The 24,570-nt window shown below is 38.5% G+C and carries 18 protein-coding genes; 6 read left to right on the top strand and 12 right to left on the bottom strand.

The genetic code is table 11. The annotated features are described in order from the left end of the window. Window position 1: 1 nt before the first annotated feature. From LPB86_RS11575 to LPB86_RS11555, 5 genes are all read right to left on the bottom strand, one after another. Window positions 2-748: an ImuA family protein gene (locus LPB86_RS11575; RefSeq protein ID WP_230643931.1), complete on the bottom strand. Its 747-nt coding sequence runs from the start codon at window positions 746-748 to the stop codon at window positions 2-4. 191 nt (window positions 749-939) lie between these two features. Beyond that, on the bottom strand, window positions 940-2,013 hold the full coding sequence (gene fbp / locus LPB86_RS11570; RefSeq protein WP_230643929.1) for a class 1 fructose-bisphosphatase: 1,074 nt from the start codon (window positions 2,011-2,013) through the stop codon (window positions 940-942). A 26-nt stretch (window positions 2,014-2,039) separates the two neighbouring features. Further along, a complete protein-coding gene (locus LPB86_RS11565) occupies window positions 2,040-2,531 on the bottom strand; it encodes a metallophosphoesterase (RefSeq protein WP_230643927.1) in 492 nt (163 codons plus the stop codon). Between the two features lie 21 nt (window positions 2,532-2,552). Beyond that, window positions 2,553-3,203 carry a tRNA1(Val) (adenine(37)-N6)-methyltransferase gene (locus LPB86_RS11560; RefSeq protein WP_230643925.1) on the bottom strand — a complete coding sequence of 217 codons (651 nt, stop codon included), beginning with the start codon at window positions 3,201-3,203 and terminating at the stop codon, window positions 2,553-2,555. A gap of 54 nt (window positions 3,204-3,257) precedes the next feature. After that, a complete protein-coding gene (locus LPB86_RS11555) occupies window positions 3,258-3,641 on the bottom strand; it encodes a VOC family protein (protein WP_230643923.1) in 384 nt (127 codons plus the stop codon). 257 nt (window positions 3,642-3,898) lie between these two features. On the opposite strand from LPB86_RS11555, the gene LPB86_RS11550 reads away from it, so the two are divergent. Next, complete coding sequence (locus LPB86_RS11550) at window positions 3,899-6,082, top strand: glutamine synthetase III (protein WP_230643921.1); 2,184 nt, start codon at window positions 3,899-3,901, stop codon at window positions 6,080-6,082. 121 nt (window positions 6,083-6,203) lie between these two features. Beyond that, a complete protein-coding gene (locus LPB86_RS11545) occupies window positions 6,204-7,385 on the top strand; it encodes an AIR synthase related protein (protein WP_230643920.1) in 1,182 nt (393 codons plus the stop codon). Between the two features lie 289 nt (window positions 7,386-7,674). Here LPB86_RS11545 and LPB86_RS11540 read toward each other — a convergent pair whose 3' ends face one another. The 5 genes from LPB86_RS11540 to LPB86_RS11520 form a co-directional block, all read right to left on the bottom strand. After that, on the bottom strand, window positions 7,675-10,854 hold the full coding sequence (locus LPB86_RS11540; protein ID WP_230643918.1) for an efflux RND transporter permease subunit: 3,180 nt from the start codon (window positions 10,852-10,854) through the stop codon (window positions 7,675-7,677). A gap of 17 nt (window positions 10,855-10,871) precedes the next feature. Then, window positions 10,872-12,032, bottom strand: a complete 1,161-nt coding sequence (locus tag LPB86_RS11535) for an efflux RND transporter periplasmic adaptor subunit (RefSeq protein ID WP_230643916.1) — start codon at window positions 12,030-12,032, stop codon at window positions 10,872-10,874. A 6-nt stretch (window positions 12,033-12,038) separates the two neighbouring features. Next, window positions 12,039-13,391 carry a TolC family protein gene (locus LPB86_RS11530; protein ID WP_230643914.1) on the bottom strand — a complete coding sequence of 451 codons (1,353 nt, stop codon included), beginning with the start codon at window positions 13,389-13,391 and terminating at the stop codon, window positions 12,039-12,041. Window positions 13,392-13,418: 27 nt separating this feature from the next. After that, window positions 13,419-13,997, bottom strand: a complete 579-nt coding sequence (locus tag LPB86_RS11525; RefSeq protein WP_230643912.1) for a TetR/AcrR family transcriptional regulator — start codon at window positions 13,995-13,997, stop codon at window positions 13,419-13,421. Window positions 13,998-14,218: 221 nt separating this feature from the next. Then, a complete protein-coding gene (locus tag LPB86_RS11520; protein WP_230643910.1) occupies window positions 14,219-17,494 on the bottom strand; it encodes a TonB-dependent receptor in 3,276 nt (1,091 codons plus the stop codon). A 292-nt stretch (window positions 17,495-17,786) separates the two neighbouring features. Here LPB86_RS11520 and lpdA point away from each other — a divergent pair, with 292 nt between their 5' ends. The 4 genes from lpdA to LPB86_RS11500 all read left to right on the top strand — a co-directional run bounded on the left by lpdA (window position 17,787) and on the right by LPB86_RS11500 (window position 22,237). Further along, window positions 17,787-19,175, top strand: coding sequence for a dihydrolipoyl dehydrogenase (gene lpdA, locus LPB86_RS11515; protein ID WP_230643908.1), 1,389 nt, complete (start codon window positions 17,787-17,789; stop codon window positions 19,173-19,175). Window positions 19,176-19,258: 83 nt separating this feature from the next. Further along, entirely contained in the window at window positions 19,259-20,098 is an 840-nt protein-coding gene (locus tag LPB86_RS11510; RefSeq protein ID WP_230643907.1) for an MBL fold metallo-hydrolase, read from the top strand. A gap of 193 nt (window positions 20,099-20,291) precedes the next feature. Then, entirely contained in the window at window positions 20,292-21,152 is an 861-nt protein-coding gene (locus LPB86_RS11505; protein WP_008242129.1) for an RNA polymerase sigma factor RpoD/SigA, read from the top strand. 143 nt (window positions 21,153-21,295) lie between these two features. After that, a complete protein-coding gene (locus tag LPB86_RS11500; protein WP_230643905.1) occupies window positions 21,296-22,237 on the top strand; it encodes a M28 family peptidase in 942 nt (313 codons plus the stop codon). Between the two features lie 69 nt (window positions 22,238-22,306). On the opposite strand, the gene LPB86_RS11495 is transcribed toward LPB86_RS11500, so the two are convergent. Together LPB86_RS11495 and LPB86_RS11490 are read right to left on the bottom strand one after the other, a co-directional pair. Further along, the gene (locus LPB86_RS11495; protein WP_230643904.1) at window positions 22,307-23,923 is read right to left on the bottom strand and encodes a S41 family peptidase; all 1,617 of its coding nucleotides are present in this window, start codon (window positions 23,921-23,923) and stop codon (window positions 22,307-22,309) included. Between the two features lie 30 nt (window positions 23,924-23,953). Continuing rightward, window positions 23,954-24,568, bottom strand: a complete 615-nt coding sequence (locus LPB86_RS11490) for an HAD hydrolase-like protein (protein ID WP_230643903.1) — start codon at window positions 24,566-24,568, stop codon at window positions 23,954-23,956. Window positions 24,569-24,570: the final 2 nt, after the last annotated feature.

Here is a 24,570-nt window from a genome sequence, read left to right as displayed (position 1 = left end):
GTTATACCGCCCTTCTTCCCTGCTGCAGAACATCACTTTCTGCAGCTTTTGCTGTAAACACCTTAAAGCAGCCTTGGGACCACTCTATTTCCCAGTTTCCAGGATTTCCATTGCGCAGTTTCAGCAGTTCTACCCGCCACCTCGGGTAACCTATCCCTGGCATGCCATCTTCAAATTCACTTGCTACCGGTGAGATTTTCCAGCGGGCAACACAAGAGGTAGTGCTGTATTTGCGGGGATCGCTGCGCAGCATAAAACCAGTTACCTTACTTTGCTCTGCAGCAAGTTGCAGCCTCCTGGACTGTATGAGGCTAACTTCCCTTACATCCGCAATTACAGCCGCAAGTCCGCCACACTTTAAAGCTTCTTCCATTGCCCACAACACATCTTTTTCTTTTTTTACATCTATAAAGATGATCCTGTCTGGCGACAGACCAAAAGCTTTTAATGCGGGAGGAAAAATCATTCTGCTGGCGCTAACCCAAATACAGGCACCATTGTGCTGCATCAATGTTGACAGTAAGCCAGCAATAAACCCGCTGCAGGCTGCTGCCTGCTCTGGTGCCTCGGTTAAAAATTCATGCAATACACCCCTTGGAAAAACACCATTTGGAAAAACAGCCTCTACCAGGCCCAAGCCCTTGATACCCATTTTGCCTGCTGCCGCTGGTTTAAAGCCCTGCAAGGACAGTATTTCCTTTCGCAGCTGACTAATGATATCCTGTTTATCCCTCAATGTGCCTTCCATGATCTCAAATGCTTAATTCCAGCACAAATGTAATACTAATATTTTTAGTATTACATTTGATTTTTAAACAAGTTATGCACAAAAAAATGCCTGGATGATGCTGAGTCCTCAACATCTTCCAGGCATTCTAAAAACCTGCAAGCAGGGATACTATTACTATTAGTAAAATTTACTCAAATATTTTAGCTGTTTTAATCAATTCCTCCAACAATATTTAACTGCTCCAGCGTTTTTTCTGCTGGTGCATTCAGGTTATTTTCGGGCGAATACTCCTTCATCAGTTCTTCTATTTTATCCACCATTTTTTTAGAGCCAATGAATACCGGCACACGCTGGTGTAATTCTGTAGGCACAATATCCATAATGCGGTTAAAACCATCCGAAGCGGTACCACCTGCCTGTTCTATGATAAAAGCCATCGGATTTCCTTCGTACATCAGCCTCAGTTTACCTTTTGGAGAGCTGGAAGTAGTTGGGTACATATAAATCCCTCCTTTAATGAGGTTTCTGTGTACATCACCAATCATAGAACCAATATACCTGGAGGTATAAGGACGATTTGTAGCCGCATCTTCTGCCTGGGCATATTTGAGGTATTTTTTTACACCTTCTGGGAAATGCACATAATTTCCTTCATTGATAGAATAGATATATCCTTCTTCCGGAACCTTTAAATCAGGATGCGATAAGCAAAACTCACCGATAGATGGGTCTAAAGTAAATCCATTTACACCTTTTCCGGTAGTATATACCATCATGGTAGATGAACCATAAATTACATATCCTGCTGCGACCTGCTCCGTACCTTTTTGCAACACATCTTCTAAAGTAGCCATTCCTTCTACCGATTTTCTTCTCAGAATAGAAAATATGGTCCCTACAGCTGCATTGACATCAATATTAGATGAACCATCTAAGGGATCTATACAAACAATATATTTTGCATTTTTAGATACCGGTGAGTCTATTGGCACAAACTCATCTTCTTCTTCAGTAGCTACGATACAGCATTCTCCGCCACTGGTGAGTGCCGAAATGAACTGCATATTGGCAAAAACATCCAGTTTTTTCTGGTCCTCTCCCTGTACATTTACAGTACCTGCATCTCCAAGAATTTCTGCTAAGCCTGCTTTATTAACCTCCCTGTTTACAATTTTTGCCGCGATCCCAATATCGCGCAGTAACCTTGAAAGCTCTCCTTTTGCGTAAGGAAAATCTGCCTGCTTTTCAATGATGAACTGCCCTAGTGTTTTTATAACTGCCATTATTTTTACTTAGTGTACTATTTACATTATCTATTACCAATTTCAATGGCCTCTAAGGTATGTATTTTTTCGTCCGAAATACTGAAGCGGATTAAAGTTTTTATTTTATGCCAGCCGGAATTTCCCGCAGCACCGGGATTTATATGAAGACAATTAATTTTTTTATCAAACATTACTTTTAAAATGTGAGAATGCCCGGTAATGAAAAGCTTTGGAGGGTTAGTGTATATTACCGGTTTTACAGCGGGGGCATATCTGCCGGGGTAACCACCTATATGTGTCATCCAAACATCTACCTTTTCACAGTTGAAACGCAGGTTTTCGGGATATTCTGAGCGAATTTGCTGTCCGTCTATATTGCCATACACTCCTTTTAACGGTTTAAAAGCGGCGAGTTTTTCAGCAACCTCTGAACCAAAATCTCCGGCATGCCATATTTCATCACAAGATTCAAAATGCCTGAAAACCGCATCATCTAAAAAACCATGTGTATCTGACATCAAGCCTATTTTAATCATTGTAATTGTTATTTAATGGTACTAAAGTCCTATAAAGAAATCTTTTAGCAGCGTTGTATAAGCAGCTGTATGCATTCCTTTTGATTCATAAATATAGAAATGTTCCTGCACAATTGCAGCACGCTGATATTGCAGGCATATAATTCTGCGAAATTCTGACTTTGAGGCATCAGAATGTAAATGGATGAGCTGTGAGGGAAACATTTTCCACAATACAGCATGAGTGATGATCCATTCAGCTTGCTTTACCGGTAAGATGAGCCAAAACTTACCTTCTTTATGTAGCAACTGTGCTACTTTAGCCAGCAAAGCCCCAAAGAATGTCTCATCGGCATGTCTGGCCAATTCTTTTCTTTTCTCCGGATTTTTAAGATCGTTCACAAAATAAGGAGGGTTGGAAACAATTAAATCGTACTGCTTTGCCGATGTATACTGTGCAACATCTGTATGATAAACCTTACAGCGGCTGGAAAAAACTGAATTTTCTACATTTAGCTGCGCAGTCAAAGCTGCCTGTTCATCAATTTCTACAGCGTCAATTTGTGCATCGGCAAAGCGTTGTGCCAGCATCAATGCAATTACACCCGTTCCCGTACCTATATCTAATATATGTACAGGTTTTTGGTGATGGGCCAGTGCAGCAAGTAAAACGCCATCGGTATTGATCTTCATGGCACACCCTTCCTGATTTACAGAGAATTGTTTAAATTTAAAAACACTACCCATTTAAAGCTCATAAATTTCCAAAGGCAAACCATCAGGATCAGCAAAAAAAGTAAAACGTTTACCTGTATACTCATCTATACGAATGGGTTCAACCAATACTCCTTTTAAAGAAAGGCTTTTTGCAACATTCTCTACATCCTCTACCTCAAAAGCCAGATGTCTTAAACCTGCAGATTCTGGCCTTGAAGGACGTGCTGGTGGATTTTCAAAAGAAAACAGTTCTATTTGATATAAACCATTCACAGCCAGGTCTAGCTTGTACGATTTACGTTCTGCCCTGTAAACTTCATTTAAAACTTCAAAACCCATAATCCGGGTATAAAAATCTTTACTGCGTTCATAGTCTGAACAAATGATCGCGATGTGATGAATTCTATTAAACATACCCAAAAATACAATATATTAAAATGCAATGCAGTCTTTAATATTCATACCTCTATTGATAAAACTTAAGTATCATACCTATTGTATTAAGCATCTGCCTGCTGCACACCAAAAACATGATAAAGCAAAAACAAAGTATTGGCACGATATCAAAAGCATTTGATTCCAGAAAACAATACACTTTTTATGTTTTTTAATACATTTATTCAAATAATTCAAATATTATACTATTTTTGAATCAAATTTTAAAAGAATCAATGAAAAGTTTAAGAACAATTGCACTAAAAGAGGCACAATCCAGAGTTTCACCAGAAGTTAAGGCGCCATCAGCGAGAATTTCTGAGTTTTTTGGTATTAATGTTTTTGATAAGAAAAAAATGAAAGATGGCTTATCAAAAGAGGTTTATGAAAAATTAATCTCTTCCATCGATCAGGGCGAACTTATCAATCACGAAGATGCCAACCATATTGCGGCAGCCATGAAACAATGGGCAATGTCCAAAGGGGCTACGCATTACACGCATTGGTTTCAACCTTTAACCGGTACTACGGCAGAAAAGCATGATGCTTTTTTTGAGCCTAGTGGTGATGGTGCAATTGAAAAATTTGCAGGTAGTGCATTGGTTCAACAAGAGCCTGATGCTTCAAGTTTCCCGAATGGTGGTATCCGTAATACTTTTGAAGCACGCGGTTATACAGCATGGGATCCTTCTTCTCCTGCATTTATCATGGAAAGCGCAGCAGGTAAAACCCTTTGCATTCCTACAGTATTTGTTTCTTATACAGGCGAAGCCCTCGATTATAAAGCTCCTTTATTAAAAGCGTTAAACGCAATGGATAAAGCTGCAGTTGATGTATGTCAGTATTTTGATAAAAGCATCACTAAAGTTAACGCTTCTTTAGGTATTGAGCAGGAATATTTCCTGGTTGATATGGCATTATATAATGCACGTCCGGATTTAGTTTTAACCGGCCGTACTTTGTTTGGTGAAATGGCAGCTAAAGGACAGCAATTGGAAGATCATTATTTTGGATCTATCCCTGAGCGTGTTTTTGCATTCATGGTGGATTTTGAAAACGAAGCCCTTAAATTGGGGATTCCTTTGAAAACCCGTCACAATGAGGTTGCGCCTATGCAATTTGAATGTGCCCCTATTTACGAAGAAATCAACTTAGCGATTGACCACAATCAGTTGTTGATGGACTTAATGGAAAAAGTTGCCCGCAGACATAATTTCAAAGTATTGTTACATGAAAAACCTTATGCAGGTATCAATGGTTCAGGTAAACACAACAACTGGTCGTTAATTACAGACACTGGTAAAAACTTACTTGCTCCAGGCAAAACTCCTAAAAACAACTTGATGTTCTTAGCGTTTTTTGTAAACACTATTAAAGCTGTACATGAGCACGCTGACTTATTACGTGCAAGTATTGCTTCGGTAAGCAACGATCACCGTTTAGGTGCTAACGAAGCTCCACCAGCAATCATCTCTATCTTCTTAGGTCAGCAGTTAAATGAAGTGCTTGACGAGATTGAGCATAGCCGTATCAGCAAAAAAATCAAAGAAGACAATGCTTTGTGGTTAGGTATCCCTAAAATCCCACAAATTCTATTAGATAACACTGACCGTAACCGTACTTCTCCTTTCGCCTTTACTGGTAATAAATTTGAATTACGTGCCGTAGGTTCTTCTTCTAACTCTTCTGCGCCAATGACTGTGTTAAACGCAATTGTTGCAGACCAGTTGGTTAAATTTAAAGTAGATGTTGATAAACTGATTAAAAAAGGCGAGAAAAAAGACATCGCTTTATTAACAGTGATCAAAAGATACATCAAAGAATCTAAAGACATCCGTTTTGAAGGTAATGGTTACAGCCAGGAATGGGCTGACGAGGCAGAAAAACGCGGTTTATCTAACATCAAAACTACGCCTGTAGCTTTAGATGCTTATGTAAGCGAAAAATCTACTGAATTGTTTACCAAAACAAACATCTTCAGCAAACGTGAATTACATGCCCGTCACGAAATTCTATTGGATAGCTACTTCCTGAAATTACAGATTGAGGCACGTGTTATTGGAGAAATTACCAATACCATGATTATCCCTGCTACTATTGCTTACCAGAATTCATTGATTGAGAATGTTAAAGGATTAAAAGAAATTGGCTTAGGCAAAGAAACTACTGATATCCCTGTTGGTATCATCAGCAAAATTTCAGAGCACTTAAATGTAGTTAAAACCAGTCTTGATGCAATGCTTGCAGCACGTAAGGTATCTAACAACATTGCTGAAAGCCGTGATAAAGCAATCAGCTATGATGAGCAAGTTAAATCGCACTTTGATACGATCCGTTACCATGCGGATAAATTAGAGCAAATCATAGACGATAGTGTTTGGCCATTGCCTAAATTCAGAGAATTGCTTTTTATAAAATAAAAACAACTTTTCGTTGTTTCGATAACCCTTCAGCTGAAAACTGAGGGGTTATTTTTTTTCAGACCCGGGTTGAAAACATTAATCTTGTAACATTAACCCGTTTATTTATCTTTGCAGCAACATGAGTGATAACAGGTACAACCAGCGCGGCGTTTCTGCCTCCAAAGAAGATGTGCACCAGGCCATCAAAAACATAGATAAAGGTATTTTTCCACAAGCATTTTGTAAAATTATACCTGATATTTTAGGGAACGATGATGCCTATTGCAACATTATGCATGCGGATGGTGCAGGTACTAAATCCTCACTGGCCTATGCTTACTGGAAGCAAACCGGTGACCTTTCTGTATGGAAAGGAATTGCACAGGATGCCATCATCATGAACCTGGACGATTTGATTTGCGTTGGTGCTACAGAAAACATCCTGCTTTCATCTACCATCGGAAGAAATAAAAACTTAATTACAGGAGAAGTAATTGCTGCTGTTATTAATGGTACAGAGGAAATTCTGGCTGAACTTAGGGAACAGGGTATTTCTATCTACAGCACAGGCGGTGAGACTGCCGACGTAGGCGACCTTGTACGTACCATTATTGTAGATTCTACGGTAACTTGCAGGATGAAACGTGATGAGGTGATCAGTAACCACAACATACAGGCTGGTGATGTTATTGTAGGCTTATCTTCATCTGGACAGGCAACCTACGAAAAAGAATACAATGGAGGTATGGGTTCAAATGGTTTAACCTCGGCCAGACATGATGTTTTTAATAAATCTGTTGCGGAGACTTATCCTGAAACTTACGATCCTTCGGTACCTTTTGACCTGGTCTTTTCTGGTGGAAAAAACCTCACAGACCTTGTTAAGATTGATGAACAAACTGAGGTTACCGCTGGTAAGCTTGTTCTCTCTCCTACCCGTACTTATGCACCGGTTATTAAGCAAGTACTGGAGCAATTCAGATCTCAAATTCATGGACTGGTACATTGCAGTGGTGGTGCGCAGACTAAGGTGCTGCATTTCATTAATGATGATGTACATGTAATCAAGGACAACTTGTTTCCTGTCCCTCCTTTATTTGCACTGATCCAGGAGCAATCTGGCACTGATTGGAAAGAAATGTATAAGGTATTTAATATGGGCCATAGAATGGAGCTTTACGTTCCGGAAGCTATTGCTTCGGCTATCATTGAGCTTTCAAAAAGCTTTAATATTGATGCGCAGATTATTGGCCGCGTAGAGACATCATCGCAAAAGCAGGTTACTATTCAAAGTGACAAAGGAACTTTTGTGTATCACTAAAAAATAGGCTATCCTTTCCTCTTCCCGAAACTTTGAAGGAAGTTTCGCATGTCGATTAAAGGACAACCTATTTTTTTTCAGAATTCAGACAAGCAGATCTTCAATACACAAAACAGCCGCCAACCTTTTATATGGTAAGCGGCTGTTTTATGCTCGTATAGTTTGTCAGTACCTTAAACACTGCATCCGGTTTGTTAGCATTTTAAAAAAAGAACAGGTATACTTCGAAGACCTACAAAACTTCCTTCAAAGATTTGAGGATGAGAAGCTTACCTGTTCTATTTAGCTATTAATCTTCATCAGCATGAAGCGTATCTTTATGATCGTCCGGATTGTAAGAAGCCTGCAATTCTGCCAGTTTCTTTTTACCATACGCTATTTTAGTAATCAGTACAAACAGTACCGGTACAATAAAGATAGCCAGGAAAGTAGCCGAAACCATACCTGCGGCAACCGTCCAGCCAATTGTTTTACGGGATACTGCACCGGCCCCAGAAGAGATAATCAATGGAATAACCCCTAATATAAAGGCAAGAGAAGTCATCACGATAGGACGCAAACGTAACCTAACCGCTTCAATAGTTGCAGCAATTAATTCCATGCCCCAGTCTACCCTTTCTTTAGCAAACTCTACAATCAGAATCGCATTTTTTGCAGAGAGACCAATTAGCGTAATCAAACCTACCTGTGCATAAATGTTATTGTCGAGCTTAGGCAGAAATATAAGTGCCAGAATTGCACCAAACAAGCCAAGTGGTACAGCAAGTAAGATAGAGAATGGTACCGACCAGCTTTCATATAGCGCCGCTAACAGCAGGAATACAAACACTACAATCAATCCAAAGATTAAAGTAGTACTGTTACCGGCCTCCGTTTCTTCCAAACTTAAACCAGAGAAATTATAAGTATAGTTTGATGGTAAAGTTTGAGCCGCTACTTCCTGCAATGCTTTTAAGGCATCACCAGAACTATAGCCCGGCTTGGCCGATCCACTAACCTCGATAGACCTGAACAGGTTAAAGTGGTTGATGATGGATGCATTTTCTACAGTTTTATAAGAAACCAGGGAAGTCATTGGTACCGGAGTTCCCGCTGCATTTTTAACGTACAGCTGATTCAGATTTTCAATACTGCTTCTATAATTGGTATCCGCTTGTGTAACTACCCTAAAGTTACGACCGTACTTTGTAAAATCATTTACGTAGCTACTACCCAAATAAGCAGATATGGTACTATAAATAGATCCTATAGAAACACCCATTTTTTTCGCTTGCTCTCTATCTACATGAAGTTGATAATTTGGGGTACGCGCGTTAAACAAGGTATAAGCCATTCCAATTTCAGGGCGTTGGTTAGCCGCAGCAAGGAATTTACCCACGTTGGCTTCAAACTTTTTGATATCTCCGGTTTGTTTTTCCTGGATTTGTAAAGAGAAACCTCCACTGATACCTAGACCCGGAATTGGAGGTGGTGCTACAACCAGTACACTACCATCTTTATCACCTGCAAAATCTTTAGTAACCCCGGCAATAACCGTAGCCACATCTGCCTCACGATCATCCCAGTTTTTTAACTGCACAAAGAATGTTGCAGCATTGGACTTAAATGAACGGTTCAAAATGTTGATACCACCAATTGAGGTGATGTTTTTAACCTCAGGATATTTCTTTTGAATGCTTTCTGTAATCCTTTTTATAAAAACATCAGTACGGGCTGCAGAAGCACCTTCTGGAAGGGTTACCCCCATCAAAAAGATACCAGCATCCTCATTAGGAATAAAACCTGATGGTTTTTTCATGAACATACCCACTGTACCTACATAGATACAGGCCAGGATGACCATGACCAAAGGTGCTTTTTTGAGTGCCCACTTTACGCCATTAGAGTAATTATGGGTAACCTTCGCAAACCAGGTATTGAACTTAAAGAAAAACTTGTTTAAGCCTTTAGAGTCTTTGGTGAGGTTCATTGGCGTAAGCAGCAGTGAACACAAAGCAGGCGTAAGTGATAACGCAATAAAGGCAGAGATCAATACGGAAACCGCAATGGTAATTGCAAACTGCTGATACAACTGACCAACCATACCCGGTATAAATCCTACTGGTATAAATACAGCCGCAAGAATTAAAGCGATGGCAATAACCGGAGCGGTAATGTCTTTCATGGCCCTGCGTGTTGCATCAGGAGCAGACAGACCGTCGTGGTCCATATAATGCTGCACAGCCTCTACCACTACAATGGCATCATCTACCACAATACCAATGGCCAGTACAAAACCAAACATGGTGAGCACGTTGATAGAGAAACCGAATAAGGTAAAGAGGATAAATGTACCGATAATGGAAACCGGAATGGCAAGAACAGGAATTAAGGTAGCCCTCCAGCTTTGCAGGAAGAAGAATACCACTATAGTTACCAAAATAAGGGCCTCCACAAGGGTATGGATTACTTCGCTAATGGACACCTTTACAATAGAAACGGTTTCGTAACCAACTTTATAGTCTAAATCTTTCGGAAAGGATTTTTTCAGTTCTTCTAAGGTTTTATCTATACCATCAGCCGTTTGCACCGCATTACCACCAGGCGTTTGGTTAATGGCCATCATAGAAGCTACCTTACCATTAATTTTAGATCTGGTAGCATAGCTAAACTCACCAAGTTCTACACGTGCAATATCTTTAAGGTAAACAGGCGCACCGTCAGTACCATTTTTGATAATGATGTTTCTGAACTGTTCTTCAGTATTTAAATCACCATCCAATACCACCGAAAACTCAAAGGTCTGGTTGTCATTTTGTGGCGGTCCACCTACTGTACCCCCTGGAATACGGGAGTTTTGCTCAGAAATCGCCGTAGATACATCTGCCGGTGTTAAACCTAAACGGGCAAGCTTACTTGCATCCAGCCAAACCCGCATACTAAAAGGCTGACCAAATGCCTGAACATCCCCTACACCCGGAATACGCAATAACGCATCCTTAACGTATAAGTTGACATAGTTGGAAATAAATTTCTGGTCGTAAGTTCCATTTGGGGAATACAAACCTACAACCATCAAAATGTCATTGTTAGCCTTTTTAGTGGTTACACCTAAACGGCGAACCGCTTCTGGAAGTGCAGGTTCTGCAATACCTACCCTGTTTTGAACATCAAGGGCAGCGATATCGATGTTTGTACCAACATCAAACGTTACTGTGATGGCTGAACGACCATCTGAAGTACTGTTCGATGACAGGTACTTCATACCTGGAGTTCCGTTAATTTGACTTTCTATCGGCGTAGTTACCGTTTGTTCAACAGTTGCCGCATCCGCACCAGTATAGGTGCCTGTTACGGTAACTGTTGGAGGGGCAATGTTAGGGTACTGACTGATCGGTAATGTGGTAATCACAATTGTTCCGATCAGTACAATTAATATGGAGATAACGATGGCGGTGACCGGTCGTCTTATAAATACTTCTGATATCATATTGAAATTCTATTAAGTTATTTCTTAGGTGCTGCTGCTGCCGGTTGTTGTCCGTTTGCTTCTGCCGCAGATGCAGGTTGAACCACCGCACCCGGCCTTACATTTTGTACACCTTCTACTACAATTACGTCACCACGCTTTAAGCCACTGCTTACCACGATGTCCTGGTTAACTTCTTTACCAAGTTTAATAATTCTAGGTTCTGCTTTACTGCTATCGCCCACAACGTAAACGTTAAATTCTCCCAATTGCTCTACAACAGATTTGTAAGGGATAATTAATTGCTTTTCTGATGCTTTATTAAGCGCAAGAAGATTAACCGTCATACCAGCAATTAAATTACCGCTTGCATTAGGATAGCTTAATCTCACTTTAATGGTACCTGTTTGAGGGTCAACTGCACGATCTATGGTAACAATACGTCCCAATCCTTTAAAAATAGTTCCGTCTTGCAATTGAACGCTGAATACAGAGTCCCTAACTGCAGATGGATCTTTTTGTAAGGCTAAAAAACGAGGGATTTCTGCCTGGTTAACTGCGATATCCACAGCAATTGGATCATTGGTAGAAACAGTGTTTAAAATAGTTGTTCCCGGAGATACAAATGCACCCAATTTAACTTGTGATATTCCAATTGTGCCGGTAAGTGGCGAGGTAATGGTTGCACGCTGTAAATCATTAGCGGCAGATGCCAGCTGTGCTTGTGCTGCTGCAACCTGAGATTCTGCATTTGCAAGATCTGTAAGTGCATAATCAACACGTTGTTTAGCTACTGCATCTTGCTCTGCAAGTTTAGTATAACGGTCGGCATCCTTTTTAGTTTTGTCTCTGTTTGCCTTTGCAACCGCCACATCAGCCTTTGCAGAATTATAAGCTGCAAGGTATTTGGTACGGTCTACTTCATAAAGTTTTTGTCCTTTACTTACCTTCTGACCATCTTTAACATAAATGGCAGTGATGTAACCGCCAACTTGTGGGCGTAACTCAACTTCATTTAATGCAACTACTACACCTGGATAGGTATCTGTAGTGGTTACCGATTTTTCTTCTACCGTATATGTAGTAACGGGAGTAGCCGGAGGTGGCCCCTGCTGCTGTGCATTCTTATCAGAATTACCGCAAGATGCGATGGTTAAAGCGCCTAAGATGACGATGCCGAGTTTTATGTGTGTGTTCATTTGTGCTTATTGTTGAGTTACGGTAATGGTTCCTAATGCTTGTTGTACATCCAGCTTAGAAGAAAGCAGGCTATATAGTGAGTTTAAGTAATTTAATTGTGCAGTACGCAAATCTGTCTCTGAAGTCATTAAATCCAGGTAAGTTTTAATGCCTTCATCATACTGTAATTTGATGGTATTGTAAACTTGTTTGGAGATTTCTACATTGGCACGGGCGGTTTTCCAATCGTTTAGGTTGGCTTTGTAAGTTGCCATGGCCTGATCGTACTGACTGTTAATCTGATTTTTGATATTGAACAAATCAAGCTCTACTTTACGCTCCTGAAGCTGTGCTTTTCTGATCTCCTGGGTGCGCTTTCCACCAAGAAAAATAGGAATCGCCAATTTAAGTCCAAGTACAGATCCTGGATAATTGGTATTGTATAAATCTCCCAGGGTTGCATTTTGATAATTGAAGCTATAATTGTAGAAACCAGAAAGTGTAGGTGAATAACTCCATTTATTGTAACTGGTGTTAATTTTCTGCAATTGCTTTTGAGTTTCCAGCAAGCGATATTCTACCCTGCTTTGATAGTTTAAGGTCTGTACGGTGTCAAGCACTATTCCTTTTTCCATTTCATCAGCTGCGTAGTTTAAAGTAAACTCCTGCGTTGAGTTATAGCCTATCAGTTCCTTTAAATAGGTGTATTTGTATTTAAGCAACTCTTCCGTACGTTTTTTATCGGCCTGAGAATTACTTAGACTGATTTGCGCACGTTGATAGTCGGTTTTATCAACCAAACCTGCCTCATATTGAGCTTTTGCATCTTTTAGCTGTTTTTGTAAACGGGCAATATTTTCATTCACAATATTCAATTGCTCTTTGCTGGTTAATATATCGTAAAAACCTTTACTTACTTCAACTACCGTATTGATACGTGTGTTTTCTGTATTTTGTTTATACTGTTGTCTAAAGTACTTGGCGGTTTTGGAGGCCTGAATTAATCCGGCATTTAAAAATTGTTGATCAGCCTGTAACACTAAAGCAGAAGTATTTTTTGCGCCTACGGTGATTAAATTTTGAACTCCGTTAGTGGTTAGAATGGACGACTGCTGTTTAAAGTTATGATTAAATGTACCGGTACCGTTAATTTGCGGCAACCAACCCGATAAAGCAGATTTGATATCGCGTTCGCCAATTTCTTCATCCAATAGCGATTGCTGAATTGCAGGTTTGTTTCCAAGTGCATAATCAATCACTTGTTGTAAAGTTGCGTTACCAAGTGGTTTTTCCTGATTTACGGTCTGTGCCACTACTCCTAATGGAACCAGTCCTGGTAAGCCCAGAAGAAACAGTAAAACTATTCTATTTATTTTCATATATTAATTGTGTGTTGAGATTCATAATTATTGTTTTTTTACGCCATCCCAGATGATGGTGACTACTTCTAAAATATCTTCTTCAGAATAAAGCATATGTTCAGATAATTTAAATGTTGCAGCAGCAACTAATGTGCCTCTAATTGTTGGCCAAAGCAATCGGGAGTCAATATTCTTAATATACCCCTCTTCTATGCCTTTGGTAAAAAAGGGAATAATGATTTCTGTAAAAGCATTGGTTCCCTTGTCAGGAAAATTCTTAGCATAAGGCGAATTGATGTATTGCTCCAGAAAATAAAGGGCAGCATCGTTTTCGATGTAATAGTGATAATGATTTAGCATAAAGTGGAAAAACCGTTCCTTGTAAGGTTTAGTATCATCATCACCTTTAACTATCGCTTCACCAAGTTTATTTTTAGTGTAGCGATGTAGTTCTACCATTAAGGTTTCTTTGGAATCGAAATAATGATAGATGGTACCAGCAGCTACATTTGCGTTCTTTGCAATCTGGCTCATTGGCGTACCATGAAAGCCATGTTCTTTAACCAGCGTAAGCGTGCTGTTTAGGATAGCTGTGCGTTTATTATCTTCTAATTGAATGTTCATTCGGTTACAAAGAAACAGAAATTCAGAACAGCTTGTTTATTGTTTAAGAGTTTATGACAATCTTATGATTGGGTGTAAAAAGGACACTAAGCAAAATGATGTCCTTCTTCTTATCCTCTTTGCTGAAGGGCAAAAATCTGCATGTCTTTGAAGAGAACATTATTTTAGCCAAAAAAAAAGCCCTGGCAGATTGCCAGGGCTTGATTCTTTTTTATTGAATTTTAGTTAAAAAAGTATTTAAGACCTAACTGTCCAGTCCATCTCGAAGAATTGTAATTCGAGAAATCCTGAATACTGAAGGCATTGTCTTTAGCATTAAGTACCGTTGGATTAAAGGTATATGAAGGAACTCTCGTTGTAGCATTTACTGCAGTAACAGTCAACAACTGATAGTTATCATTAGTTAAGTAGTAAAATCTTCCCCAATTTTTATTCAACAGGTTTCCAACGTTATTGATATCAAATGAAACTGCTAAGTGCTGCTTAGAATTTCCAATTTTTACAAAGAAGTTCTGCTCAGCATGTAAATCAAACATATTCACAAAAGGCAAACGGCCACCGTTACGTTCTGCATAATTTCCTCTTCTTTTTTTCAAGTAAGGATCGTTATTGATATAATTATCAAATGCAGCACTCTGCTGAGCAGCAGTATAAGTAACGCCATTTAGAGTCAATGGAACAAAATTTAGCTCGGAAGCAGCATTAGGCACATAGATCAAATCATTATTAGTAGCAAATCCATCGTCACCTAGGATACTATTTCTAGAAACATAAGTAAATCTAGTACCTGACTGACCAGTATAAAACAGGCCTATTGAAGTTCCACCAAATTTAAACCAGTCTTTAGTGTAAGTTGCATTTGCTCTAATTAAGTGACCAAAATCAAAATCAGAATTACTCAATGATACCATGTTCTTACCATAAGCAGTCTCCATATTTCTCCATTGAGAAGAGTTCTGGCTACTGGTAGGTTCATTCACTACCAATGCTCTTGAATAAGTATATGATGTAGACACATCAAGTCCCATTGGGAACTTTTTAGCCAAGGATGCAGATACTACATAAGATCTTCCAGGAGAACCTCCATTAGTAACTAAATAAACATTGGTATAAGGATTTTGTATACCTGCTGTGCTAGGATTAAAGTCAATTTTTGTTGTAGAATATAATGGACGATTGTCAACACCTACAGCATTTGCTTGAGAACGAATTAAGTTTACGTTATAATACATCGTCTGGTTAACATTTACAGTGTAGTTACCTTCCAATGATGCAATGATATCTCCAGGTAATTTTTGATCTACAGCAAAATTGAACTTAACTACCTTTGGAGACTTATAGTTTTTAGCCATAATATTGATCTCTCCAGAAGGACTGCTTGCAGCCGCACCAAAACGTTCCGCTCTGTATTGCTTATTCACATCAGGTTGGAAAGGCAGGGGTACTCCATTCAATAGAGGATTATTAGTAGGAGATCCTTGAGTTCCACCAATCAAGGTACCGCTGTTAGAAAACATACCTCCAGGAGTTACAGCTGTAATCCTTGCCTGGAATAAGCCCATACCTCCACGAAACTGAGTAGCGCCATCATTTAAGCTATGTTTAATAGCAAAACGAGGGGATAATGAGATATAAGCTTTTGGAGCCTGGCCAGAACGAGCACCATCAAGGTTATAAACATTTTGAATGTAACCTAATGCTGTATTATTAAAGTAAGTATCTTCAATAGGATTATTGCCATATCCAATAAGGTCTCCACGTAAGCCTAACATGATTGTAGTATTAGTAGCTAGATCCCATTTGTCTTGCAAGGCCAGACCTACTCTGTAAGTTTTAAACTTAGCTGCCGCTGCAGAACCATCCCCAATGATGTCATCCACTAGAGAGTAGGAATAGTTATAGGATGCAGGTCCAGCATCGTTAAGGAAATTATCCAAACTGCTATATACATATGCGCCATAAGCCTGGCGGATAAATAAATTATAATAATCATTATATTCCGCATCCTCAATTAATGAGAATGTATGTTGACCAGAATATAATTTTGTTTCATTGATTAAACTATAAGTTTTTTGCTTCAACTGATTAGCAGCACTAAATGCCTCCGTACCAAAATATATATTTGAGGAAGCACCATCTCTAATAGTTACACTAGGAAATGGGCTACCTTTACTTCCCCTATCATCTAATACATCGGTATAACCAATCAGCAAACTATTAGAAACCTTATTTGAAAAATTGGATTTCAATTCTCCAGTAAATTGATGCGTTTTATTTGGATACACAATAGCGCCATTATCAAAGTTAATGGCAGTTCTTGAACTAGCTAAGGTACTTACATTTTTAGCATCTATGTAATTATAGAACAAAGAGAACTGATGTTTAGAGCTGATATTCCAATCTAATTTTGCAGTGATTGCTTTTCTATCTACAATTGCAGGGTTATTTAAGTAATTCCCTGGATCATAGTTATACTTAGGGCCTTTAAGGGTATTTATTAATGATTCAATTTGAGTTTGAGTAACGGCACCTGTATAAGTAGCGTAATCAAATACTTTAGGAGTTTCAGATTTCTGGTACTCTCCTGCAACAAATAAAAATAGCTTATTTTTTATCAATGCTCCACCTAAATTAGCACTGTATGTTTTTGCTGTAAAATCTGGAAGCTTGATACGCTCAATCGATTCATTATCTGTGGGTGTTTTACCAGCAAGGTTTTGATTTCTTAGAAAATAAGAAAAACCACCCGTCACTTTATTTGTACCAGATTTTGTAACTGCGTTTATTGATCCACCCAAAAAGCCTGAATACCTAACATCAAATGGACTAACGTTGACCTGAAGCTGATCAATAGCATCTACCGGGATGGGAGAAGAGCTTGCCTGACCACCGTTTGTTCCAGTTGCAGCTAAACCAAATTGATCATTTGCCGGAGCTCCATTAATACTTACTGAATTATATTTATTATTCTGACCTGCTATTGAGATACCTCCCTGATAATCCGCCTTCGCTTGTGGAGTGTGTCTAACAAAATCATTCAAATTCCTGTTCATAGTTGGTGTGGAAGCCAATTTCTCAGCATCAAATACTGTCGTTGTATTTAATGAATTTTTATCAAATGCAGAGTTTGTTCTTTTAGCACCAGTTACCTTAACTTCTTGCAATTGTCTTGTATCGGACTGCAAATTAAAGTCAACTTTAACGTCATCACCCAAAGCAGCAGTTACGCCACTTTTTGCTAGCGGCTGATAGCCAACATAAGTTACAGTAATAGTATAAGGACCGCCAATATTAACGTTTGACAGCGTAAATCTTCCGTCTGAACGAGTATTTGTCGAGTATTTTGTACCAGTAGGAGTATGAACAGCTACTACCGTAGCCCCAGGAATACCCGCTGTGTTGTCACGAACCAAACCACTTAAGGTAGAAGTCGTGATCTGCGCCTTTAAGCTAAAGCTTAAAATTGCCATAAATACAATTAGTAATGTTTTCTTCATACTTTTTTGATTGAAATTTGTTTTTAGTTAATTATAACACCACAAAGATAATTGTTAAAAAGCTACATTTTTTAAAATTCAATGTTAATTAATCATTAATAAAACTAATATTTATAAACATTTAACAGATTATTTAACATTTGACCGCTTTTAGTGTGAATAACTTACACTTATTTACATTCAATATTAATAATAGTCACAAAAACCAGAATTAAAGAAATTTATAACGGTTAAGAGTTACCAGTATTTTTTTATAATTTTGGGCTTTGATAAGAAATTTCCTTTCATAGATATGAACTACGATTTAATTGTTATAGGCAGCGGTCCGGGCGGATACGTAGCTGCAATCAGAGCTTCTCAGCTGGGTTTAAAAACAGCCATAGTTGAACGCGAGTCTTTAGGTGGAATATGCCTTAACTGGGGTTGTATCCCTACAAAAGCATTATTAAAAAGTGCGCAGGTATTTGAATATATCAACCATGCTGCCGATTATGGCATCAACGTGGCTCCGGCTGAAGCAGATTTTGCTGCGATCATTAAACGTAGCCGTGGTGTAGCTGATGGCATGAGCAAAGGTGTTCAGTTTCTGATGAAAAAGAACAAGATTGAAGTAATTATGGGTACTGGTAAAGCTAAACCAGGCAATAAAGTAGAAGTTAAAGCTGCTGATGGTACCCTAAAAGAATATACTGCAACCAGCATTATTCTTGCTACTGGCGGAAGATCTAAAGAACTTCCAACTGTAAAACAAGATGGTAAAAAAGTAATTGGTTACAGACAAGCGATGGTTTTACCTGAGCAACCAAAATCTATGGTGATTGTGGGTTCTGGTGCTATCGGCGTGGAATTCGCTTATTTCTATGCAACTATGGGTACAAAAGTAACCGTAGTTGAATTCATGGAAAACATAGTTCCTGTAGAAGATGAAGACATCTCTAAACAATTATTACGTAGCTTCAAAAAAGTTGGCATTGATGTAATGACTTCTTCCAGTGTTGAATCTGTTGATACTTCAGGCGCTGGATGTAAAGTTCAGGTTAAAACTGCTGCTGGAATGCAGACGCTTGAATGCGATATTGTATTATCTGCTGCTGGTGTAGTGGCCAATATCGAAAACATTGGCCTGGAAGAAACCGGAATTAAAACCGAAAAAGGCAAAGTTGTAGTTGATGAATACTACAGAACAAACGTTAAAGGATATTATGCTATTGGTGATATCGTAAGCGGTCAGGCTTTAGCTCACGTTGCTTCTGCAGAAGGCATTACCTGCGTTGAAAAAATTGCTGGTTTACATGCTGAGCCTATCGACTACAATAACATTCCTGGATGTACCTATTGCACACCTGAGATTGCTTCTGTAGGATATACTGAAAAAGCTGCTAAAGCAGCTGGCTACGAACTTAAAATTGGTAAATTTCCATTTTCTGCTTCAGGTAAAGCAAGCGCTGCCGGCGCTAAAGACGGTTTTATTAAAATCATTTATGACGCCAAATATGGTGAATTATTAGGTGCCCACATGATTGGTGCTAATGTGACTGAAATGATTGCTGAAATTGTTGTGGCTCGTAAACTGGAAACCACAGGTCATGAAATGCTGAAAGCTATTCATCCACACCCAACTATGAGTGAGGCAATTATGGAAGCTACAGCTGATGCATACGGTGAGGTTATCCATTTGTAACACACTTTTTATACCTTATTGAATAAAAACCTGCCATTAAACCGGCAGGTTTTTTATTTTTACACCAAACCCAGATCCTAAACATGAATCTTCATACCATAGATACCGGATTATTTAAATTGGATGGTGGCGCCATGTTTGGCGTTGTACCAAAATCCATTTGGAAGCGTACAAATCCAGCAGACGCCAATAATATGTGTACCTGGGCAATGCGTTGCCTGCTGATTGAAGATGGAGAAAGGTTAATTTTGATTGATACAGGAATTGGAGATAAACAGGACGAAAAATTCCTGAGTCATTATTATTTACATGGTAGCGATACGCTATCAAAATCTTTGGCCAACAAAGGTTTTTCTACGGATGACATTACTGATGTTTTTTTAACACACCTGCATTTTGACCACTGTGGAGGTGCAATTGTACGAAAAGGAGATAAATTAGTACCAGCTTTTAAAAATGCAACGTACTGGAGCAACGAAAAACATTGGAACTGGGCTGTGTATCCTAATGCAAGGGAAAAAGCGTCTTTTTTAAAAGACAACATACTGCCTATCCAGGAAAGCGGACAATTAAAATTTATAGAGGAAAAGGAAGATGTTGACTTTATAACTGGTTTTAAAGTTGGTTTCGCGTTTGGACATACAGATGCCATGATGTTGCCAAAACTAACTTATAAAAATCAAACCATAATATATGCAGCAGATCTGCTGCCATCAATTGGCCATATCCCCCTTCCCTATGTAATGGCATATGACATGTTTCCTTTACAAACTTTAAAAGAGAAACAGGTATTTCTGGAAGATGCAGCAAAAAACAACCATATCCTGTACCTGGAACATGATTCGGTAAATGAATGTTGTACACTACAGCAGACAGAAAAAGGAATTCGATTAAAAGAAACTTTTGCGTTAAAAGACCTTTAGGCTCAAATCATAAGCGCTACTTCTTAACTGCCAGAATACTGACAAAAGTATTTTTGGAATAATTTTTGCTATTGTTTTATCCTGTAAATAACAGGCGTAAAGTGTAACGTTTTCAGGAATTTATCTTTCCAGATTGCCTTTAAATTGTTACTTTTGCATTTTTACAAGAAATAACGAGCACCAAAGCATATAAATGAGACAACTCAAAATCACGCAATCTATCACCAACCGTGAAAGTCAATCTTTAGACAAATACCTTCACGAAATTGGTAAAGTTGATTTAATAACAGCAGAAGAAGAAGTAATATTAGCGCGAAAAATTCGTGAAGGGGATCAGGCAGCATTAGAGCGACTGACCAAGACAAACTTACGTTTTGTTGTTTCTGTTGCCAAGCAATATCAAAATCAAGGTCTTACTTTAGGAGACTTGATTAATGAAGGAAACCTGGGTTTAATTAAAGCTGCCAAGCGTTTTGATGAAACTAAAGGTTTTAAATTTATCTCTTATGCAGTTTGGTGGATTCGTCAATCTATTTTGCAAGCAATTGCAGAGCAAAGTCGTATTGTTCGTTTACCGCTAAATCAGGTAGGTTCATTGAGTAAAATCAGTAAGGCCTTTTCTAAACTAGAGCAGGAATATGAACGTGAGCCTTCTCCTGAAGAACTGGCAGATATCCTGGAAACTACAGTAGATAAAATATCTGATACTTTAAGCAACTCTGGTCGCCATGTATCAATGGATGCTCCCTTTGTTCAAGGTGAAGAAAATACATTGTTAGACGTACTTGAAAATCATGAACCAAATACGGACAGCAGCTTAATCAACGAGTCACTTTCTGAAGAAATCAAACGTTCACTTTCTACATTAACAGAACGCGAACGCGAAATTATTGTCTTGTTTTTTGGTCTGAGCACCAATCACCCTTTATCTCTTGAAGAAATTGGTGAGAAGTTTAACCTTACCCGTGAGCGTGTACGTCAAATTAAAGACAAGGCATTACAACGTCTGCGTCACACTTCAAGGAGCAAAATCTTAAAATCTTACTTAGGATAATCTCCTGATTAGAAATAGTTAAATAAAAAAGCGGGAACATTCCCGCTTTTTTATTATCCGGTATTTTCCAATTGTCATATATTTATAATATATTGGATCGTCTTATTAGCCTCCACACCAAATTAACTATTACTATTATTAAAATGAGACCTTATTATATCCTTTCTTTGGCAATGCTGTTCGGCTGCAGTTCTGTTAAAAACCCGAATACCATAGACAATACAGACCTTCTTTTAAAAGACGTGAAGATATTATCTTCAGATGAGTACACTGGACGTAAAACCGGGACTAAAGGAGCTGAGCTGAGCAGAAAATATATCAAAAAACGTTTAAAGGATATGGGCGTTACCTCCTACCCTTCATTAAAAGATTATGAACAGAATTTTAGCTTTAAAAGCAAAGAAGGTGAAAATATAGCAGCCAAAAATATCATTGCCTACATTCCCGGAAAAAGCGCGAATACAATTGTGTTTTCTGCACATTATGACCACCTTGGTGTCATCAATAATGAAATTTATAACGGCGCAGATGATAACGCCTCGGGAGTTGCAGGACTTTTAAAAATTGCTGGCTGGTATGCCAAGCATAAACCCAACAACACAATGTTATTTGCATTCTTTGATGCTGGCGAGGCAGGCTGGAAAGGATCTGAGGCTTTTATAGCTCACCCACCCATAAGCCTGGATCGTATAAAATTGAATATAAACCTGGATATGATTAGCCATAATGAAAAGAATATCCTCTATGCAGCCGGCACCTATAAGTACCCACAACTTAAAGGCTACATTTATCAAAGCAATCCAAACCTGAAAGTAATTTTCGGACATGACAATCCTAAACAAGGGGTAGATGACTGGACCAATCAAAGCGATCAGGGTGCTTTTAATGCAAAGAAAATTCCATTTATCTACTTCGGCGTAGAAGACCACAGCGATTACCATAAAGCCAGTGATGAGTACGAGAGCATCACACCTGAATTCTTTGTCAACGCAGCAAATGGCATTCTTGAAATTGTAAATAACATTGATGAGAAGAAGGACATTCAGTCTATTTTCAGATCAACCATCCAGATGAAAAAACAATAGGATAATATACCTGTATATGTAAAAGGCCTCTATGAAAATCATAAAGGCCTTTTGCTTTTTACATCTTAGTTATTTTATTGTATGGCGTGTTTCAATCATCCCTTTAAACTCACTATTGGGATTAACAGCTTTCATTTGGGAAGCGTCAAATTTTGGCATTTCAACAACAGTACCATCAACTCTCACAATCCTATCAGTACTTGTGGGTTGAGAGCTAGGCACAAGTTCCTTTAAAGCCAACGATAGATAACTCTCCCTTTCATCTCCAAATACATAAATCGAATTATCATTAGTACTAAATACATTTGGTATAAAACCAGCATAGTACGAGCCCTCATTGTTCGAATTCCGAGTCTCGAACATAGGCATATATACTTCATATCGGTTCTCAATTTTTATCGGAAAAAAACCGACAGGTTTACCATAGGTAGTTTCCCCTACAAGTTTGACATTCAAATAAGGCTTTAAAACATTGATAAGTAATTCACTAGCAGAAGCGGTATTTCTCGATACAATAAAAACCACATTCATAATGGTATTTAGACTACCCTTTTTTACGAAATTTGCATTGTTAGATTCAGCTGTTAGTGAATAATCGACATCTGCATAAGTCACTAACTTACCGTCAGCATACTGGAGTTTTCCTTTCGGATCAGGCAATGGTTGATTAGCCAAAATCGTTGCTTTACCCGTCTGCATGGTAGAGTTGTAAATTTCAGTATACATCTTTTTTCCGGCCAGGCTCGAAGGTGCTATCAAATTTGCAAGATATTCTGCTGTATTTACATAACCGCCACCATTGTACCTTAAGTCGACAATTAAGTCAGTAATGCCTTGAGCAGAAAAATTTGCAAATACGGGATCTAAATTTTTATCACTTGGCGCGTTCGAACTTGGATTAGACAGTATTGAAAACCTAGCTAAAGACAAGTATCCAATTTTTTTATTGGATATAGTAAACACCTTATCTGCGTAAACCGGACTACTTTTATAGGATGTTTTAGTTAGCGTTACATTAAAAGGCTCATTATCTATAAAGTTATATCCCGTAAGAGTTACACTTCCAGCAGCTAAAGCTGACCTAACAGTATTCTGTTCTGTAGTATAGTTAGTACCAATAGACTTATTATTAACTTTTGTAATCACCCATCCCCTTTTAACCCCTAAAGCCTCTGCTGGAGAATTCTGATAAACAGCGGTGACAAAAAGCAAATATGGTCCGGTTTCGGATTTAGTAGTTAAATAGAAAATTGGCCTAATTCCAATATCGTTCCCATTTCCTTCTGTGTCTACATCTGCAAGTCCCATGCTTGAAGTTGCAGAGGGATTGGCTTCAGTATTATCATCGATCCTGGAATACTTAGCCACACCAGAAGCATAATACTCATACGGACGGTTGGTAAGTGGGTTGATCTTTAACTGAGAAATAGCAAATAATTCACTATTGTAACTGTCAAGATCAGTTGAGCCAGAATTGTACTGACGCGGGTTAAATGCGTCATAGCTTGGCAAAGCATCATTCCAATAATAAACTTGCTTGGCATATAAAAATATAGAGTCAAGTGTAAGTTCCTTGCGTGAACCAGAAGGCTCGTCATTTTTATTCTTTTTACAGGATACAAATGCTACAGCTAGCAATGCAAAGCACATCCCAACGGCAATGCTCTTTTTAAAATTCAATTTCATACAGTTAATAATTCCCTTAAAACTACGCAATTAAAGTGCAAACAGTTTGCTAATTAACAGTAATTTAACACCTGTGGCTTTTATGCCTTTTTTATTTACTTCGGTGGCATCAAAAAAAACAACCTTTTCAGGATTTAGGGAATGTTTTTCCATAACAACATTTAAAGCATCAGGAACAATTCCGTCAGACAATTCTTTGGTAAAATAAACAGTTAGGTATTGCGCAATGCCATACCATTCTGTCTGCTTAATTTTGTTCAGCTGCTTTAAAGGCTCGCCATTTGTCAGTAAATAAACAGACTTCCCCTGGTTAATCAACTGTTTTATAAATTGAAGTACAGCATCAAACAGCAATAGTTTTAGCGGAAGTTTAGCACCTTGCTCCAACAAACTAAAATTAACCTGATATTCGGCAGGCAAATTAAATCGTTTTGCCGTCTTATCAAATATACCCTCTGCGCCCTCAAGCTCATATACCTCTTTCATATAAGTCAGTACCTCAGCAGCATCCAGTTGCAGCGCATATTCTATAAACTGCGCAAAAAGATAATACACCTGTAAATCATAATCCTTTTCCGGATAGATTACATTGTCAAGCTCAAAAATAAAAGCGTCGTATTTTTTAATTAATCTTTCAACTTGCATTG

The organism is Pedobacter sp. MC2016-14 (assembly GCF_020991475.1).
Lineage (GTDB): Bacteria > Bacteroidota > Bacteroidia > Sphingobacteriales > Sphingobacteriaceae > Pedobacter.
The sequence above is the reverse complement of the archived record's forward strand: the minus strand, read 5'-3'. Positions and strand labels throughout refer to the sequence as shown.

Excerpts from the sequence above, each read along its gene's own strand:
- lpdA (WP_230643908.1), top strand. The coding sequence starts at position 17,787 with ATGAACTACGATTTAATTGTTATAGGCAGCGGTCCGGGCGGATACGTA.
- LPB86_RS11550 (WP_230643921.1), top strand. The coding sequence starts at position 3,899 with ATGAAAAGTTTAAGAACAATTGCACTAAAAGAGGCACAATCCAGAGTT.
- LPB86_RS11535 (WP_230643916.1), bottom strand. The coding sequence starts at position 12,032 with ATGAACACACACATAAAACTCGGCATCGTCATCTTAGGCGCTTTAACC.
- LPB86_RS11575 (WP_230643931.1), bottom strand. The coding sequence starts at position 748 with ATGGAAGGCACATTGAGGGATAAACAGGATATCATTAGTCAGCTGCGA.
- LPB86_RS11530 (WP_230643914.1), bottom strand. The coding sequence starts at position 13,391 with ATGAAAATAAATAGAATAGTTTTACTGTTTCTTCTGGGCTTACCAGGA.
- LPB86_RS11505 (WP_008242129.1), top strand. The coding sequence starts at position 20,292 with ATGAGACAACTCAAAATCACGCAATCTATCACCAACCGTGAAAGTCAA.
- LPB86_RS11500 (WP_230643905.1), top strand. The coding sequence starts at position 21,296 with ATGAGACCTTATTATATCCTTTCTTTGGCAATGCTGTTCGGCTGCAGT.
- LPB86_RS11490 (WP_230643903.1), bottom strand. The coding sequence starts at position 24,568 with ATGCAAGTTGAAAGATTAATTAAAAAATACGACGCTTTTATTTTTGAG.
- LPB86_RS11520 (WP_230643910.1), bottom strand. The coding sequence starts at position 17,494 with ATGAAGAAAACATTACTAATTGTATTTATGGCAATTTTAAGCTTTAGC.
- LPB86_RS11540 (WP_230643918.1), bottom strand. The coding sequence starts at position 10,854 with ATGATATCAGAAGTATTTATAAGACGACCGGTCACCGCCATCGTTATC.
- LPB86_RS11495 (WP_230643904.1), bottom strand. The coding sequence starts at position 23,923 with ATGAAATTGAATTTTAAAAAGAGCATTGCCGTTGGGATGTGCTTTGCA.
- LPB86_RS11510 (WP_230643907.1), top strand. The coding sequence starts at position 19,259 with ATGAATCTTCATACCATAGATACCGGATTATTTAAATTGGATGGTGGC.
- fbp (WP_230643929.1), bottom strand. The coding sequence starts at position 2,013 with ATGGCAGTTATAAAAACACTAGGGCAGTTCATCATTGAAAAGCAGGCA.
- LPB86_RS11545 (WP_230643920.1), top strand. The coding sequence starts at position 6,204 with ATGAGTGATAACAGGTACAACCAGCGCGGCGTTTCTGCCTCCAAAGAA.
- LPB86_RS11560 (WP_230643925.1), bottom strand. The coding sequence starts at position 3,203 with ATGAAGATCAATACCGATGGCGTTTTACTTGCTGCACTGGCCCATCAC.
- LPB86_RS11555 (WP_230643923.1), bottom strand. The coding sequence starts at position 3,641 with ATGTTTAATAGAATTCATCACATCGCGATCATTTGTTCAGACTATGAA.
- LPB86_RS11525 (WP_230643912.1), bottom strand. The coding sequence starts at position 13,997 with ATGAACATTCAATTAGAAGATAATAAACGCACAGCTATCCTAAACAGC.
- LPB86_RS11565 (WP_230643927.1), bottom strand. The coding sequence starts at position 2,531 with ATGATTAAAATAGGCTTGATGTCAGATACACATGGTTTTTTAGATGAT.